The 16,576-nt window shown below is 38.2% G+C and carries 14 protein-coding genes and 1 pseudogene; 1 reads left to right on the top strand and 14 read right to left on the bottom strand.

What is annotated here, in order from left to right; genetic code table 11:
- Positions 1 to 31: 31 nt before the first annotated feature.
- The 4 genes from B1B04_RS07950 to B1B04_RS07935 form a co-directional block, all read right to left on the bottom strand.
- Entirely contained in the window at positions 32 to 415 is a 384-nt protein-coding gene (locus B1B04_RS07950; protein ID WP_240518244.1) for an SRPBCC family protein, read from the bottom strand.
- A 134-nt stretch (positions 416 to 549) separates the two neighbouring features.
- Positions 550 to 1,365, bottom strand: a complete 816-nt coding sequence (locus B1B04_RS07945) for an ABC transporter permease (RefSeq protein WP_079560927.1) — start codon at positions 1,363 to 1,365, stop codon at positions 550 to 552.
- Complete coding sequence (locus B1B04_RS07940) at positions 1,362 to 2,354, bottom strand: ATP-binding cassette domain-containing protein (protein ID WP_079561156.1); 993 nt, start codon at positions 2,352 to 2,354, stop codon at positions 1,362 to 1,364. The genes B1B04_RS07945 and B1B04_RS07940 overlap by 4 nt, the downstream gene beginning before the upstream one ends.
- A gap of 136 nt (positions 2,355 to 2,490) precedes the next feature.
- Positions 2,491 to 3,696: an MFS transporter gene (locus B1B04_RS07935; RefSeq protein WP_079560926.1), complete on the bottom strand. Its 1,206-nt coding sequence runs from the start codon at positions 3,694 to 3,696 to the stop codon at positions 2,491 to 2,493.
- Positions 3,697 to 3,820: 124 nt separating this feature from the next.
- Between B1B04_RS07935 and B1B04_RS07930 the strand changes: the two genes are divergently transcribed.
- The gene (locus B1B04_RS07930) at positions 3,821 to 4,696 is read left to right on the top strand and encodes a LysR family transcriptional regulator (RefSeq protein ID WP_079560925.1); all 876 of its coding nucleotides are present in this window, start codon (positions 3,821 to 3,823) and stop codon (positions 4,694 to 4,696) included.
- A 167-nt stretch (positions 4,697 to 4,863) separates the two neighbouring features.
- Here B1B04_RS07930 and B1B04_RS07925 read toward each other — a convergent pair.
- From B1B04_RS07925 to B1B04_RS07875, 10 genes and pseudogenes are all read right to left on the bottom strand, one after another.
- Positions 4,864 to 5,036, bottom strand: a pseudogene (locus B1B04_RS07925) (helix-turn-helix domain-containing protein).
- A gap of 10 nt (positions 5,037 to 5,046) precedes the next feature.
- Positions 5,047 to 5,532, bottom strand: coding sequence for a DUF2975 domain-containing protein (locus B1B04_RS07920; RefSeq protein ID WP_079560924.1), 486 nt, complete (start codon positions 5,530 to 5,532; stop codon positions 5,047 to 5,049).
- A 298-nt stretch (positions 5,533 to 5,830) separates the two neighbouring features.
- Positions 5,831 to 6,826, bottom strand: coding sequence for a sensor histidine kinase (locus B1B04_RS07915; RefSeq protein ID WP_079560923.1), 996 nt, complete (start codon positions 6,824 to 6,826; stop codon positions 5,831 to 5,833).
- The gene (locus tag B1B04_RS07910) at positions 6,823 to 7,494 is read right to left on the bottom strand and encodes a response regulator transcription factor (RefSeq protein WP_079560922.1); all 672 of its coding nucleotides are present in this window, start codon (positions 7,492 to 7,494) and stop codon (positions 6,823 to 6,825) included. Before B1B04_RS07910 ends, B1B04_RS07915 begins: the two co-directional genes overlap by 4 nt.
- A complete protein-coding gene (locus tag B1B04_RS07905; protein WP_079560921.1) occupies positions 7,491 to 8,483 on the bottom strand; it encodes an alpha/beta hydrolase in 993 nt (330 codons plus the stop codon). The genes B1B04_RS07910 and B1B04_RS07905 overlap by 4 nt, the downstream gene beginning before the upstream one ends.
- Positions 8,484 to 8,886: 403 nt before the next feature.
- The gene (locus B1B04_RS07895; protein WP_079560919.1) at positions 8,887 to 9,309 is read right to left on the bottom strand and encodes a DUF1801 domain-containing protein; all 423 of its coding nucleotides are present in this window, start codon (positions 9,307 to 9,309) and stop codon (positions 8,887 to 8,889) included.
- Positions 9,310 to 9,432: 123 nt separating this feature from the next.
- A complete protein-coding gene (locus B1B04_RS07890) occupies positions 9,433 to 11,244 on the bottom strand; it encodes an ABC transporter ATP-binding protein (RefSeq protein WP_079560918.1) in 1,812 nt (603 codons plus the stop codon).
- Positions 11,241 to 12,974, bottom strand: coding sequence for an ABC transporter ATP-binding protein (locus B1B04_RS07885; protein WP_079560917.1), 1,734 nt, complete (start codon positions 12,972 to 12,974; stop codon positions 11,241 to 11,243). Before B1B04_RS07885 ends, B1B04_RS07890 begins: the two co-directional genes overlap by 4 nt.
- 256 nt (positions 12,975 to 13,230) lie before the next feature.
- Positions 13,231 to 14,271, bottom strand: coding sequence for a ribonucleotide-diphosphate reductase subunit beta (locus tag B1B04_RS07880; protein WP_079560916.1), 1,041 nt, complete (start codon positions 14,269 to 14,271; stop codon positions 13,231 to 13,233).
- A gap of 12 nt (positions 14,272 to 14,283) precedes the next feature.
- Positions 14,284 to 16,497 (bottom strand): ribonucleoside-diphosphate reductase subunit alpha, encoded by a 2,214-nt coding sequence (locus B1B04_RS07875; RefSeq protein ID WP_079560915.1) that lies wholly within the window; start codon positions 16,495 to 16,497, stop codon positions 14,284 to 14,286.
- Positions 16,498 to 16,576: the final 79 nt, after the last annotated feature.

The following is a 16,576-nucleotide window of genomic DNA, read 5'->3' as shown; positions in this document are numbered from 1 at the left end:
TAAAAATCAAATTCTTCATGAAACTTATATGTTAAAGGATATCACTCTCCACTAAAGCTTTTAAGTTAGCGAGAGATGCCCCGTAACCGCTCGTATTAAAAGTGACCGTGGTGCCATTTTGTTTTTCCTCTAATAAAATAGAGATCAGTGATTCTTCTATACCTAAGTAAAACGAAAACTCTCGATATGACGTTACCTGTTTGATTGTCAACACCATCGGTAATTTCTCTGCAAGCTGATTCTGTTCATTTGGCTGTAACGTGAAAACAATCTCTTCTCCAGGCTCTAGTTTTGGGATTTCCCAAGTTGAATCTGGAGCGTACCATTGCGACAATTGCTCCTCCTCTGTAACAGCCCGCCAAACTGTAGCAATACTTGCGTCAATCCAAATTGAACTTTTTTCATTATCCATCATTGCATTCCTCCGTTTGTTGAACTTATGCCTTTTCTCTTCATTTTATCCTATTATTGGAATAATAGCTTTAGCTCCTAAGAAATAAAAAAGTGTGTTTTGACAATTAATTGCTCAAAACACACTCATTAAAGATTTTATGTTCTACGCATATACGCTTTCACTGTTAGTGGTGCAAAGATGGCGACAACTACAGCAGCACCAATAAGTGAGGTCGATAAATCCCAGCCTATTGTTCCTGAATTCGTCAGCTCTCTGACAGCCGTCACGAGATGTGAAATAGGATTAATTTTCACAAACCACTGTAGGAAATCGGGCAAAGTTTCTGCTGGGACAAAAGCATTTGAAAGAAATGTTAATGGAAACAAGACAAGCATCGAAATTCCCTGTACACTCGAAGCTGTTCGAGCAATTACACCAAAGAAGGCAAAGATCCAGCTTATGGCCCAGGCACACACAATGACTAAAAGCCCCGCAAGTACAACGTGTTCCAATCCACCTTCTGGTCGATACCCCATAATATATCCCATAGTAAAAGTAAGTACCGTTGCAATTGTATAACGAATGGTATCGGCCAATAAGGCCCCTGCCAATGGCGCAATGCGGGCGATCGGTAATGATTTAAATCGGTCGAACACTCCTTTATCCATATCTTCCCGTAATTGAACGCCTGTGACGATTGAGGTCGTGATGACAGTCTGCACGAGAATTCCTGGAATAATGACTGGCAAATAGTTTTGTACATTCCCCGAAATGGCTCCCCCAAAAATGTAGGTGAACATCAGCGTGAAAATAATCGGCTGAAGCGTTACATCAAACAACTGCTCAGGCGTACGTCGAATTTTTAAGACACCTCGGTAGGCCATTGTGAGAGAATTTTTTATCGATTGATTGATACTCGGCTTGCGTAATAATCCGCGTCCAACTAGTGGTTTTATCGTATTACTTTTCATACTCTTTCCTCCTCTAGTTGTGGACCATTTTCATTCACACTGTTACCTGTGATTGTTAAAAATACTTCATCTAAGGTCGGTTTTTGTACACTGAACTCGTCAAGCTGAATTCCTTTTTGGCGAAGGGCAATCAGTAAATCCGTAACTAGGTCAACATCTGCCATTGGGGCAGTGATTTTCCCGATATCCTGTGAAATGGTTGTTTTCACTTGAAGTATGTGTTCTACTGTTTCACGAGCAGCCAACATTTCCTGTGTATTTTGAATGCTCAAATGTAAGGATGAAGTACCGACAGATGCTTTTAGCTCATCGACTGTACCTTCTGCTACAACGCGCCCATGATCTATAACCGCAAGCCGATCTGCCAGCTCATCTACCTCTTGCAAATACTGTGTCGTTAACAGAACAGTTGACCCCGTATCTACTAAACGACGAATCGTATCCCACATTTGATTACGTGTACGTGGATCTAGCCCCGTCGTCGGCTCATCTAAGAAAATTAACGGTGGCTGTGCGATCAGACTGGCTGCCAAATCCAGACGACGACGCATACCTCCAGAGAAATTTTTCAAAGGACGTTTTGCAGCTTCTGATAATCCGAACTCTTCCAGTAATTCAGCAGCCTTATTTCGGGCATCTGTACGTCCCAATCCTAGCAAACGAGAAAAAATAATTAAATTTTCCGTTGCACTAAGTGACTCGTCAACTGAAGCATACTGACCAGTGACGCCAATTAATTGACGTATAATATGTGGTTCTTTCACTATGTCATACCCGAATATTTGTGCCGACCCAGCATCTGCTCTTAGAAGAGTCGCTAGCATTCTAATAGTCGTTGTTTTACCCGCTCCATTAGGACCAAGTACACCATAGATAGTGCCAGCGCGGACGTTTAGATTGACACCATCCACAGCCCGATTTTCTCCAAAATGTTTAACTAGGCCACGTGCTTCAATAGCCCACTCACTATTCTCTAACGGGCTTTTCATTCTATTCACATTCCCCAATACTATTCCTCCCTCATTCATTACCATCAGTTTTATAGAAATTTGTCTATAAACGGATAATACAACAAGTTTATGAACTGAATGTGAACCGAATAATATACGTTACTCATTTTATTTGTTACAGGATTTCTGAACTGATCTTTGTAGTTTTAGTTGACCTATGTAAATTAATTGCACCTAGCGCTACAAACGCTGCGACAATATCCAAGGCCAATTGATAGCTTGAAAAAATAGTGACCATGAATCCAAATAAAGTAGGAGCAATGACGATAAAAAATTGATTTAGCGTCAAAGCAGCACTTACAGTTAGACCCACATATTGTGGATTCGATTGCTCGGTCACACAAGCGATAAATAATGAATACCAGCCAAGTGCTATGAACCCTAATATGAAACTAAATAATAGCATCAACAATTTCGCATGTATCATATACGGCAATATGACTGTAAGAATAACTGCACTAACCATTACAATCATTAAAAAATATTCCCGTTTTTGCGCAAAAAATTGATCACTAATCCAAGCAATAGCTACCCTGCCAATCATCCCACCAATTAATATAAGGCTTAAATATTGCCCCGCTTCCGTTAAGGAATAACCACCCTCTTGATGTAAATAACTCATAAAATGAGCAACGAGGATCATTTGTAAAGTCATCATTACGATTCCTACAATATAAATTGGATATAAACCTTTATTATTTTTAATGGCCATGAGCTTCTCTTTAAAAGTGACAGACGTTGCAGCTACTGCTACACGTTCTTTAGGCTCCTGATAAATTAGTAAAAAGAGTAGACCACCAGCAATTGCTACTAATCCTTGCACAAGATGCACCGATGACAGGCTATAATGATGGTACATATATGTGAGAATGACTGATGCAAGCGCTCCACCAATTGGAATGCCTGTTTGCCGAATGCCAATCGCCAACCCGCGGTGTTTGTCTGGAAACCATTTCACGATGGCCGTGCTCCCCCCGGTTTGCGCACTGCCGTACCATACCCCTACGATTAATAATAAAAATAATAACACCACATAATTATTGACCAACATTAGTAGTAAAGCCGAGAGTCCTAATAATATCGAACCCCAAGCGATGATTTGTTTTTCCCCTTTTTTATCCATAAAATAGCCGAACAGAATCATCGAGAAGATTGGCCCGATATTAACCGCAGAAACAATAAAACCTGTTTGTAGCGAAGATAAATTCCATTCAATTTGATAAAATGTGGCGATTGGCCCCATGCCATACGTCACAAAAGTTGCCGCAGTTTGAGACAGCGTAGCTACTAATACGATGACCCATTTAAAATATGTATTCATTAAAATTCCTCCAATGCTCTTACGCTGATTACATATTTGAGTTTACGCTTCGCCTATGAATGCGTAAAATGGAGGAAAGTGATAGTGGCTATCAAAAAATTTTATAGGTGTGTGACAAACAAACATGAACATAGAAGAAATTGCATTAAAAATCGAGATTTTGGAGAGGCAAAACCTTAGTAAATCCGCTGAAATAACGAATTATACGCAATCCGCCTTAACCTCTAAAGTGAAGAAAATGGAGACAGAAATTGGTCAGGCAGTGTTTAAGCGTACACCGCAAGGCTTGAAGATTACAAATGTAGGGACACAATATTTAAAATTTTTAAAGCTAATGACACAGGAATACGATGAATTTTTACAAGAAATCGGTTCGGCACAAACAAATCCAAAAATTAACTTCGGCACTTCTCATACAACGATTAAAATTTATGGCGCATCCATTATGAATGTTTTACAGATCAATAATATTCCGTTAGATGTCGATTTCACTGTGGAATCAAGCACTTCCTTAAATGAAAAAATACATAATGCTGAAGCGGATTGTGCACTGACGAGTAATCCTATTAAACACTACCCTGATTTAAATTATGACAGGATTGCATCAGAAACATTCGAAGTCATTTCGAACAACTCACATATTATTAGTTTTGAGGAAGGTTCACCTATTACATTACTTGTGTTGAGCAGAGGCTGTATGTATACTCGTGCAATGGTGGAATGGTTAAATAAGAATCAAGTGCCATTTACAATGAAAGAAATAAGATCGGTAAGTAGTATCCTTGATTTCCTACAAATAGACAATACGATTGCTGTGCTGAATACAAAACTGATTGACCTTTATAACTACTCCAATATTCACTATTATGATTTACCACAGCTAAACAAAATCATCGAAACTGTCTTTATATACAAGAAGAACGAAAGTCAACAATCTTCTATTTTTCAATTAAAACATGTTATTGAATCCTTGCTAGAAGACCCTATCGAACGAAGCTAGTTCGTTTGATAGGGTCTAAAACAATTTATCGGAATCATTTCGAGATTTATCGGAAAGATTACAAGATTTATCGGAACAATTTCAGAATTTATCGGAATAACTTCAAGATTTACATTTTTATTTTAAAAAGGCAAAAATCTTTTCTTTTTCAATTACAATAAGATGTTTTACATATCACCTGGCGGACAATCCCAAGTCTTACATATCTATTGTTGAAAAACGAACCGCTTTCCCTTTCCCATTTTTCAAAATAGAAAGATTCCCCATAGTAATTCCAACTCTTTTCAATAGCTCCGTTACGTTTTGCTAACATCACATCAATAGTAACATTAATTGCCATATCATCCATCTCAAACCGTCAAATCATTTTCTGATTTTATATTAATCGCTTCTTGTAGAAGCCGTTGGAGGATAGCAGCAAAAACAGCGATAATCAACGAAGCAAAAATGATGATGAATCCCAATATTCCAATAGGAGGGTCAATTTTCCTTGCTATCAAATGGAAGATTGGCATACCTAATACATATAAACCACTGATTATGATTGCACAGCACTTTATGTTCTTTAACGCCTTTACAGATAATTCCGCGAACACTGTCTTCTCGTCAATGTACTGTAAAAGATTAAAAGCCTGATAGAGTGCAAAGTAAAAAGACACAGACGATCCATACATCACCATGAAAATGAGATATTTCATCGAGGAAATATTTGGATACAATTTTGATGCGAAATTCGCTATATGGGGTACTAAAAATATACATAAAGCAAGAACTGCCATTCCAGCCAGAAAAATAATACCCTTTAAGAAAGTTGTTGAACCTCGTTTAACCTTCATATTATGCACCTCACTTATTTAATAACATTATAAATTTAACATATAATTTATCGTTTTGCGATAAATATCTATTGTTTTTAATTATATTATCATTGTTATTTATATATCCTTTTAATTTTAATATTCATTAGAATAAAAAAACTCGACCCATAACTAATGGATCGAGTTATAAATTTATTTCTATTTATTCGACTTTCATTTATATAGTTGAAAAGCAAAAATCTATTAGAAAATAGCCTTATTTATTGATCACCTAACTATTAAGATTTATCGCCAACCGCTCAATAAAATCAAAGAATCAAGAGATTTTTTGAGTCAAACAAAATTCGGTCCCTTCTTCGTTCGAGCAAAGTGAATAGTTGACTTGTAGAATTCTAGCGATGTCATCAATGATCTTCAATCCCAGGCCTTCGCTTATACGGCTTTGGTCAAAGCCAGTACCATTGTCTGTCATGAAAACCTTTTGATCTTTAATGGTGATCTCTAGCTTTGTAGCTTTTGAATGTTTCAATGTGTTCTGGAACACATTATCAAACATTCGTTGCAGCCATAGTGCATTACTCGTCCATGTTGCATCGCTATCCTCTAGATGGTAGATTAATTCGATGTTTTGCATTCGATATAAATAGCTCCACTTTTTGATCATCGTTTCAAACAATAGCGTGAGTTGCACTTCTTCCTGGACGATATAAGAATTCTCCATTGTATCTAATGACTGCCAATTCAATTCATTTGTTAAGCTAGCGATATATTGAATTTGCTCATTCAAAGATTCCACTAATTTCGGTTGTTCCTTATAGGTATCCTCTAAATAAAATAATTGTAAACGCATCGCTGTTAATGGTGTATTAATGTCGTGTCTTAGCTTTTGTAGTAGCTCTTTTTGCAGCTCCTGCTGTTGTTGAAGCTCTAATTCCCGGTAAGTAGTTCGCTCAATTAGTATATTAACGGACTGAATTAGCTGTCCGATTTCATCCCCACTGCCAACAGCTAATGTACTCGGTGTTCGTTCATTGCTCGCTAAGTCACGAATCGTTTTGTTGAGCATATTAATTTTCGTTAGTAATGAATTGATCGATTTCGAAAATAAAAATGCTAGTAAACATAATGATAGGAAGAACACAATCAGCATCGTTGGATAGGCGAAAGATTCGTGGAACGGCGTGCCTTTATTTCTAGTTTTAAACGCGAAGTTATACATAATAGACATCGACACACTAATCCCTAACAAGACAATTGGAACACTAACGATGGCGGTGAATAATAAAAATCGATATTTTGTTTTTAATGTCATTTCTTTATGTAGGTATTTAATCGATACCCTTCTCCGTAAATATTTTGTAGGATGGTACCCGACGTATCATTCATTTTCGTTCTAATCTTTTTAATATGGACATTGATAATATTTTGATTGCGATCTTCAAGCGGCCATAAATAGTCAAAAAAATGATCCTTCGTTAACACCCTATCCTTGTTTTCATATAAATAAAAGAAGATTTTACGTTCAATCGCAGTTAATGCTATTTCATCATGTATATTATTTTTAAATAACTTACGATGCTCGCTATCAATTAATAGATGTTGGATCTGTGTAAATGTACCATACTGCTGCTCTAGCATTTTCTGCATTCTTAAAAGAAGCTCTCTCGGATCAAATGGCTTTGTCATATAATCTTCCCCAACGGTTAAGCCTTGCAGCTTGCTCTCAATATCATTGCGAGCAGATAAAAAAATAATGGGGATATTCAAGCCTAGGCTTTTAATGTTCTTTGTCAGCTGATAGCCATCTTCCCCTGGGAGCATAATGTCCATTATGACTAAATCGATTTGATGAACCATGTTCATCATTTCTCGACCATCTGTTTTCCATACAACGTCATAGCCTTCACGTTGTAGTATTTTTTGCATCAAATCGCCAATCATTGGGTCGTCTTCTACTATTAAAATCGTAAATCCTTTCATTCCCTCGACCTTTCTTTATTGTCAACTTTAGTCTTCATAAATTGTAAAGCAAGCTTATAAATCTCATCCGGTTTATATAAATAGATACTATGAGTGCCACTTAGTACTTTCACATCCGCTTTGTTAATTTGCTCGGCAAATTCCGCATATTTCTGGCTATGGTACTTCGTATATTGAGAACCTTTATTTTGTTCAGCAATCGCATCTATTAATAATATCGGTGTGTCTTTTGGTTTCGGAAGCTTTTCTGATTTCAAACTATTTTCGTACACTTGTAGTAACTCATTTCTCATATCATCATTAAAAGTTTTTTTATAGGATAGAGCTTTATAAATTTCTTTTTCTTTCTCAGTTAAAAACGATTGCTTCATTACTTCTGGATTATACACTTTCGAAGGGGTTAATCGATGTATGCCCAATTTCGTTAGCAAATTCATTCCTTTAACAGTCCAGTAGTCGACTGCCCCCATTTCATGCTCCACATATTGACTTGGCAAACCAATATCAAGCGCAATGATTCCTTTAATTTCTTCAGGATATTTTTGTGCCCAATAAATAGCTTCAATCCCCGACATAGAATGCGGTACTAATATATAAGGAGGCTTATTTCCACTTTTCAAGAGCGCTTCTCTCGTTTGTGCTAAAATTGTATCAATATCTCGTTCGTCCTTCGAGACATCGCTATACCCATACCCCGCTCTTTCTATAACAGCAATCTTATGTTGTTGTGAAAATTTACTGTACAGCCCTTTCATTTCATAAATTGGGGCCGCAACCCCTGAACCTGCCATGAATACGTAAGTGTCTTGTCCATCACCCTCCGTGTAAACATTGAGTTTTTGATGATCGACTTCAATAAGTGTTCCTTTATTGACTAGAAGTTTGGATTCTTTACTTAACTGATATCGATGATAGCTGAATATCCCCACTAGTCCAATAAGGATGACAGCTATAAAGTAGATAACTATTTTCTTTAAAAGTTTTTTCATAAAAATTCTCCTTTCAGTTGATAATGAAAGGATAAACAATAAAAATAAATTTCTAATTAATTTTTTTCTTTTTCCATAACGTTGAGTTGATTTTCGTTCCGACTGGGCGCTTTGTTGTTGCTGTCGCTACGCTTTCGCACAGAGCAAAGCTTCCTAGGGGCGTCCGGTGAGCCGCTTCACTCGCGGGGCTCGCTCCAGGGTCTCGGGCCAACACGAGGTTGGTCACGAAGGCGTTATCACAGGATGTGATGTTCTTAGCCTTCGTTCCTCTATTGCTAATCCCCAAGGAGTCGCCCAGTCTCCACTCCAATCAACAATTATATAAACTTTAACAAAAGTCATCCCCATTAAGCTAAAAAAAAGCTGTCTATAAGTGTTTTAGTCCACTTAGACAGCGCTTTAATTATTGATCGGGATAAGTCTCTTGTAAAAAGGATACAGATCGTTGGATGAGCGACTTTAATATTTCCACATCAATATCCGCTAGTTTATTTATATAAACACAAGCTTTACCTGTTGTATGTTTACCAAAATCCTTTAATAAATTGTCTCGCTCACTGTCACCTGGTGCAAAATATAAACTGATTTTAGCTTTTCGAGGTGAGAATCCAACTAAAGGTGCATCGCCTTCATGTCCAGATTTATATTTGTAATGATATTTGCCAAATCCTATAATACTTGGCCCCCACATTTTTGCTTCATAGCCTGTGACTTCAGCAAATATATCCAATAGTCGGTAAGCATCTTCACGCTTTTTTGGATGATCCACGTTTTCAATAAATTCAATGACACTCTCATCCGTTTCTTTTGTTTTTAATTCGTACATTTTTAAGCCTCACCTTCTAAAGTTGAATTTTGATGCATCATAACATTTCCAAATGCTTTCCACAATAGTAAAACAAAGCTGTCTCATAAGTTTTTTCATACTTACGAGACAGCCCTCTTTCATTTATTCCACTTGCTCCAGTAAAAGTTTTTGCTGGAGATCACTATAAATGCCTTGTTTTTGCATAAGCTGCTGGTGATTGCCCTGCTCCACAATTTCACCTTGTTGAATAACAAGGATCTGATCGGCATTTTCAATTGTTTTTAAACGGTGTGCAATGACAAAGCTTGTGCGCCCCTGCATTAAATGCTGGAGACCTTTTTGAATATCCACCTCTGTTTGAGTATCCACACTGGATGTAGCTTCATCCAAAATTAAAATATCTGAATTTTCAAGAATTTCCCGGGCAATAGCTAGTAATTGACGTTGACCTTGACTTAAGTTTACCCCGCCTGCCTGTACAGGTGTATCATATTGTGCTGGTAAATGTTTAATAAAATTATGGGCATTCGCGATTTTTGCCGCTTCTTCAACCTCTGCATCTGTAGCATCAAGTTTACCGAAACGAATATTTTCACGAATCGTTCCTGAAAATAAATACGTATCCTGTAAGACGACACCCACTCTTTGACGGATTGTTGCCATTTTATAATCCTCGATATTCTGACCATCAATCAAAATTTCACCTGCATCCACATCATAAAAACGAGTTAACAAATTGATAATCGTTGTTTTTCCTGATCCTGTTGGACCGACAAGAGCAATCGTTTCACCCTTCTTCGCTTGGAAGCTAATATTTTTCAGTACTGGCTTCTCTGGCAAATAGCTGAAGGAAACATTGCGAAATGCCACATCTCCTTTTAGGCTTTGGCAATCAATAGCATCCTTTTTATCTACTACTTCCGAAGATTCATCTAAAATTTCGAAAACTCGTTCTGCCCCTGCAATCGCCGACTGGAAAGTATTCAAAAGATTAGATAACTGATTCAAAGGACGGAAAAATTGACGTGTATACGTGACAAATGCGGCAATAACCCCAACTGAAACGATCCCTTTTACCGATAAAAATGCCCCTGTACCAATAACAACAGTTAAACCTAAGTTATTCATAAAATTATTAATGGGCCCTAGTAGACCTGAAGTAATTTCTGCTCGCTGTGCCGAGTTACGGAGATTTTCGTTCTGCTTATGGAACGTCTCAATCGTTTGCTGTTCTGTCCCAAAAAGCGTTACAACCTCTGCACCCGTAATCATTTCCTCAATATAACCGTTCAGCTTTCCTAAATCACGCTGACGAGCCGCATAGTTTTTACTACTACGTTTAACAATTTGCTTCGTCGTAAAAACAATTAAAGGAATAATAGTCAGCGTCACGATTGCTAGCTGCCAACTTAGAGAGAACATCGCAATACTAACACCGATTACCGTTAAGACCGACGATACGATTTGGGTCACGCTTTGTGCAAGTGCCGTATTTAAATTATCGATATCATTTGTTACACGGCTCATTAAATCACCAAGTGCTCGCTGATCGAAAAATCTCAGTGTTAACGTTTGTAGCTTTTTAAACAGTTCAAGACGTAATGTGCGAATTGTTTTCATCGCCACATGAATCATGACATATGTTTGTAGCCACGTAAAAATAGACGCAGCTGTATAAATAACTGCTAGCATAATACCAAGACGAATCGTACCAGCTATGTCCTTTTTCATAATGTATTCATCGACGATATGTCCGATTAAGTACGGTCCTGCTAAACTTAAAAATGTAGAAGCTATTACAAAGAATATTGAGAAATAAAGCCCTATTTTTTGCTGCTTCACATAATGCCACACACGATTGATCGTAGCCATTTGATTTTTAGCCTTTTCAGCTGGTCCAGCCATACGTGGTCCGCGTCCAAAATTGATTTGCTTTTGTTGACTTTGACTCATTGTTGAACACCAGCCTTTTGCTGTGAAGCGTAAATTGCTTGGTAGAATTTATTATTCTGTAATAATTGTTGATGTGTGCCTTGACCAACAATTTCGCCGTCATCTACTACTAAAATCAGGTCTGCCTGCTGAATAGAAGCAATTTTAGACGCTACGATAAACGTCGTTGTATCATTATATTGATTACTAATAGCTTGCTGGACATGTTTTTCAGAGGCACTATCAAGAGCAGATGTTGTATCATCCAACACTAAAATAGCAGGCTGTCTTACGAGTGCACGTGTTAACGCTAATCGCTGTTTTTGACCGCCAGAAAGATTGGTCGCCCCCTGTGAAAGTTCATGCGCTAAACCTTTATCCAGTCGACTCACAAATTCAGAAGCACATGCTGCATCTAGAGCTTGCTGTAATTCCACTGACGTTGCATCTTCCTTACCAAGACGGATATTATGGTCAATTGCACCTGAAAACAATAATGCTTTTTGAGAAGTAAAACCAATATGTTTGCGTAAAGTGGATAATGCATATTCCTTTAGAGGCTTTCCGTCCAAGAGGATTTCTCCACTCGTCGGATCAAATAAACGTGGTAATAGCTTCACTAGCGTTGATTTTCCACTACCTGTTTTTCCGATCAAACCTACTGTTTGCCCCGGCTTTACGGAAAATGTAATGTTTTTCAGGACATCTTCAGCCGATTCATAATAACGATAGCTCACATTTTGAAAGTCAATCGCCCCTTGAATTGGCTCTGTAAGTGGACTTTGCGCTTCCTTAACCGCTACTTCTTTATTTAAGACGTCCACGATTCGCTCCCCTGAAGGAATCGCACGTGCAATTTGCATCAATACCATACTAGAAGTCATCAATCCATTTAAGATAATCGTTAAATAGTTAATAAAAGCTAGAATTACTCCCACCTTTAAAGTACCGGCTTCTACCTTAATGGCCCCAAGCCAAAGTGCTGCTACAATCCCTAGATTGACAACGAACATCGTAAACGGCACGAGCACTCCAACAATTTGCTCGGCTGTAATAAAGCGCTTTGTTAGCGTATCATTTAGAGCACCAAATTGGTCAATCTGTTGCGTTTCACGACGGAACGCCTTCACAACACGAATCCCCGCTAAATTTTCCTGAAGCTTTGTATTAACACGATCAATCGCCTCCTGCACTCGACGATACAGGACACCCGAATACTTGGTGAAAAAGTACATCGCAATAATTAATAGCGGCACGATAATAAGGAGTATCGAAAATAACTCACGTGCCGTCACAAAAACAATAATAACGGCTCCAATAAATAATAAAGGACCGCGCACAAAAATACGCAACGTCATCATAAACGCGCGCTGAACACTTTCTACATCACTCGTTAAAATCGTAATAAGCTTCCCTGTTGTAAAAGTGTCACGTTCCTTTGCCGAATACGTCATCATTTTTTCATAAAGTGACTGACGAACATCCGATGCAAAATGGATTGCTGCCTTCGAACTATAATAGGAACAGCCTATCCCACCAACAAGTCCGAATACCGCACTGATCAGCATCCAGACGAACATTTTCAGCACATATGGATTATCCCCATTCGCAATACCCGTATCAATCATATGCTGCATAATCGTCGGCTGAAGTAAATCCATCGTTACCTCTAGTACCATTAATAATGGTGCAATTAAGGTAAAAAATTTATAGGGCCCTAAAAACCCTCCTAACTGTTTTATTGCCTGCATTCCTTCGACTCCGTTCCATTTAAATCACATTCTCTATAATTATAACTGAAAATCATTCTCAAGTGGTAATTAATTTTTCGGGTCTCGTAATATTTGGGACACGATTAATTTTTTATGTAGGTTTTGGTAACTGTAGTGCCGTTCTCATTGCAACCCGAGAGCGAATTCCCTCTCTACCTGAGTATTTCCACCTTGACTCGGTTACCCTCAAAAAAATACACCGCAATGTTATTTCAACATCGCGGTGTATTTAGTATTACAAATCATCAAAGCCGTTATCTTCTACATTGACCTTCACATATTGGCGAGAACGTTGCTCGAAGAAATCTGTTTTTCCTAAGTCAACATCCTCATACGCTTTTACCCACTTTAATGGATTTTTGCGATAGCCTTCAAATGGACGCTCAACGCCAAGCTGATTACAGCGTACGTTCGCATAGAAGTGTACATAATCATGCACATCTTCCACATCGAGGCCATCAATTTTATTGCCAATTACTTCATTAGCCCAATCGACTTCTAGCTGAACTGCTTCACGGAAGATTTCCTGTACACGAGCCGCTCGTTCTGGTGTATCGTACTCAGGATATTCCTCTAGTAGCTCCTGATAGATTTTCACAAACAAATCGACATGTAGCTGCTCATCGCGATTAATATAATTAATCATCGTTGACGAGGCCACCATTTTTTGATTGCGTGCTAAATGATAGAAGAACGCGAAGCCAGAATAGAAGAATAAACCTTCTAAAATCACATCATAGACAATTGCTTCTAGCATATTTTCAACAGTTGGCTCCTCTGAAAATGCTTGGTAGCCCTTAATAACGAACTCATTACGTCGCTCTAACACTGGCTCTGTACGCCAAAAATCAAACGTACGATCCTGCTCATCTTTGTTCACAATACTTGATAGCACGTAAGAATAAGAGTGATTATGAATTACCTCTTGTTGCGCTAAAATAATCATTAATGCATTTAAGCTTGAATCTGTTAAATAATCCGCTACTTTCCCCGCAAAATCAGTTTGCACACTGTCTAATAGTGCTAGTAAGCCAATAATTTTTAAAAAGGATTCCTGTTCATCTGCTGATAGCTGTGGAAACTGCTTAACATCATTGCTCATATTAATTTCAAACGGAGTCCAGAAGTTACCTAGCATTTTTTTATACTTAGGATAAGCCCAGCTAAAACGCACATCGTCCCAGTTTAAAATGTTAGAAGAGCGTCCGTTCACAATACCTGTTGAACGGTTTGGTGCTTCTTTATCCATAATTTGTCGTTTTGTAATAGTTGTCATTGTTATTTCCTCCTAGCTCGCGCAAGACTCACATTCTAGCAATTCTACAGATGTTGAGCGTACATAATATGTCGTTTTCACACCGCTCGCCCATGCATTCATATGCAATGCTAGTAATTCTTTTGCCTTAATCGTATTTTGAACGTATAAATTAAGTGAAATGCCTTGGTCGATATGACGTGCTCGTGCAGCATTTTGCTTGATTGTCCAATTTTGATCGATGAAATAAGCAGATTTATAATACCAAGTCGTCACAGGTGATAGATCTGGTACTGTTACTGGAATTTTGTAATCCTTCTTCTCTTCTGAATAACTCTTTTGGAAAATAGGATCAATCGTAGCCGTACTACCCGCTAAAATAGATGTTGATGAGTTCGGTGCAACCGCCATGACATAGCCGTTACGCATTCCTTTTTCAGCAACCGCCGCGCGTAACTCATTCCATTTATGACTGTCGTAGCCACGTTTGTCAAAATACGCACCAGTATGCCAATCCGAGCCTTCAAATAATGGGTAGGCTCCTTTTTCACATGCTAAATTGTTAGAAGCGCGAATTGTTAAATACGCAATTTCCTCATATAGCTTGTCCGCAAATTCTACAGCTTCCTCAGACTCCCATTGAATTTCTTTCAAAGCTAATAAATGATGCCAGCCAAATGTTCCAAGTCCAATGCCACGGTAGCGTAAGTTCGTACGCTCTGCTTGTTTAACTGGAATTGTATTTAAAGCAATAACATTATCTAACATACGTACTTGAACCGGGATTAATCGTTCTAAAACACCAGCCGGTACAGCTCTGCCTAGATTGATAGATGATAAGTTACATACAACGAAATCGCCAGGTTTGCGACGTGTTACGATGACATCATCTTCTAGAGTAATAGACTCGAACTCAGTTGCTGACATATTTTGGAAAATCTCTGTGCACAGGTTCGAACTATAAATCATTCCCTCATGCTTATTCGGATTCATACGATTTACTTCATCTCGATAGAACATAAACGGTACGCCTGTTTCAAGCTGCGAGCGCATAATACGCTTCATAATATCAATCGCTGGCACGACTTCACGACTTAATAATGGATTCGCAATACATTCTGCATATTTAGTACGGAAAGTGCCATCACCCTTTTTCTCATCGTAGAAATCCTCTAGTGAAAAGCCCATAACTTCTCGTACTTCATGTGGGTCAAATAAATGCCATTCCCCACGTTCTTCAACCGTTTCCATAAATAAATCCGGTAAGCATAGCCCTGTGAAAATATCATGGGCACGTAAACGCTCATCACCATTGTTTAAGCGTAAATCTAAAAACGTAAAGACGTCTTTGTGCCAAACATCTAAATAAACAGCAATAGCTCCTTGACGTTGACCTAGCTGATCGACTGAAACCGCCGTATTATTAAGCTGTTTAATCCATGGTAAAACACCACTTGATGCACCTTTAAAGCCTTTAATGGATGAGCCTCGGCTACGAATTTTGCCCATGTAAACACCAATACCACCACCGTATTTCGATAATGTAGCGACATCTGTATTCGTGTCATAAATACTTTGTAAACTATCATCTACTGTATCGATAAAGCAGCTAGATAGCTGGCCATGTGTTTTACCTGCATTCGATAATGTAGGTGTTGCCACAGTCATATATAAATTACTCATTGCCCAGTAAGATTCACGTACTTTTTCTAAACGATTTTCTGTTTCATCTTGCATAAGGGTCATCGCAATGACCATCCATCGTTCCTGTGGTAGCTCTACTGGTGTTTTTGTGTAATCACGGACTACATAGCGGTCCATTAATGTTTTTAAGCCAATATACGTAAACAATTCATCTCGACTTGATTCTAAATAGGAAGCGAGTTCTTGAAGATCCTGCTCACTATATTTTGTTGTTAAACTTTCATGATACAAACCAGCTTCTGTATAGCGTGCTAATTGTTCTGGGAAACCTTTATAAACATCTTGCACTGAAACGCCACGGCGCATTGCAAATTGATCATACAGTTTTTCTAAATAAATTTGAGCTGCGACAAATGTCCAGTATGGCTCCTCTTCATCAATCAGGCTAAGCGTTTGTAAAATCATCGCATCCGCCCATGCTTCAAATGTTGCATTGTCGTTTTTTCGTAGCCATCGATCCGATAATCTTACAAAACTTTCGATTTCTTCCTCCGTATAACTTTTCTTGAGCTTAGCAATTTGCTGTTCGATTTGAATTGTCATGTATACATTCTCTCCCTTTCTTTCTCCACCAACACAAAAAGCGATCACGCAACATTTATCGGTTACGTGATCGCAGTAA

The organism is Lysinibacillus sp. KCTC 33748, from assembly GCF_002237755.1.
In the GTDB taxonomy this organism is placed as follows: Bacteria; Bacillota; Bacilli; order Bacillales_A; family Planococcaceae; genus Lysinibacillus.
This window is presented reverse-complemented; position numbering and strand designations above follow the sequence as displayed.

What these genes read in the sequence shown, in the direction of transcription:
- B1B04_RS07905 (WP_079560921.1), bottom strand. Translation starts at nt 8,483, where the DNA reads ATGAAAAAACTTTTAAAGAAAATAGTTATCTACTTTATAGCTGTCATC.
- B1B04_RS07950 (WP_240518244.1), bottom strand. Translation starts at nt 415, where the DNA reads ATGATGGATAATGAAAAAAGTTCAATTTGGATTGACGCAAGTATTGCT.
- B1B04_RS07875 (WP_079560915.1), bottom strand. Translation starts at nt 16,497, where the DNA reads ATGACAATTCAAATCGAACAGCAAATTGCTAAGCTCAAGAAAAGTTAT.
- B1B04_RS07880 (WP_079560916.1), bottom strand. Translation starts at nt 14,271, where the DNA reads ATGACAACTATTACAAAACGACAAATTATGGATAAAGAAGCACCAAAC.
- B1B04_RS07915 (WP_079560923.1), bottom strand. Translation starts at nt 6,826, where the DNA reads ATGACATTAAAAACAAAATATCGATTTTTATTATTCACCGCCATCGTT.
- B1B04_RS07935 (WP_079560926.1), bottom strand. Translation starts at nt 3,696, where the DNA reads ATGAATACATATTTTAAATGGGTCATCGTATTAGTAGCTACGCTGTCT.
- B1B04_RS07945 (WP_079560927.1), bottom strand. Translation starts at nt 1,365, where the DNA reads ATGAAAAGTAATACGATAAAACCACTAGTTGGACGCGGATTATTACGC.
- B1B04_RS07910 (WP_079560922.1), bottom strand. Translation starts at nt 7,494, where the DNA reads ATGAAAGGATTTACGATTTTAATAGTAGAAGACGACCCAATGATTGGC.
- B1B04_RS07930 (WP_079560925.1), top strand. Translation starts at nt 3,821, where the DNA reads ATGAACATAGAAGAAATTGCATTAAAAATCGAGATTTTGGAGAGGCAA.
- B1B04_RS07940 (WP_079561156.1), bottom strand. Translation starts at nt 2,354, where the DNA reads ATGAAAAGCCCGTTAGAGAATAGTGAGTGGGCTATTGAAGCACGTGGC.
- B1B04_RS07885 (WP_079560917.1), bottom strand. Translation starts at nt 12,974, where the DNA reads ATGCAGGCAATAAAACAGTTAGGAGGGTTTTTAGGGCCCTATAAATTT.
- B1B04_RS07890 (WP_079560918.1), bottom strand. Translation starts at nt 11,244, where the DNA reads ATGAGTCAAAGTCAACAAAAGCAAATCAATTTTGGACGCGGACCACGT.
- B1B04_RS07920 (WP_079560924.1), bottom strand. Translation starts at nt 5,532, where the DNA reads ATGAAGGTTAAACGAGGTTCAACAACTTTCTTAAAGGGTATTATTTTT.
- B1B04_RS07895 (WP_079560919.1), bottom strand. Translation starts at nt 9,309, where the DNA reads ATGTACGAATTAAAAACAAAAGAAACGGATGAGAGTGTCATTGAATTT.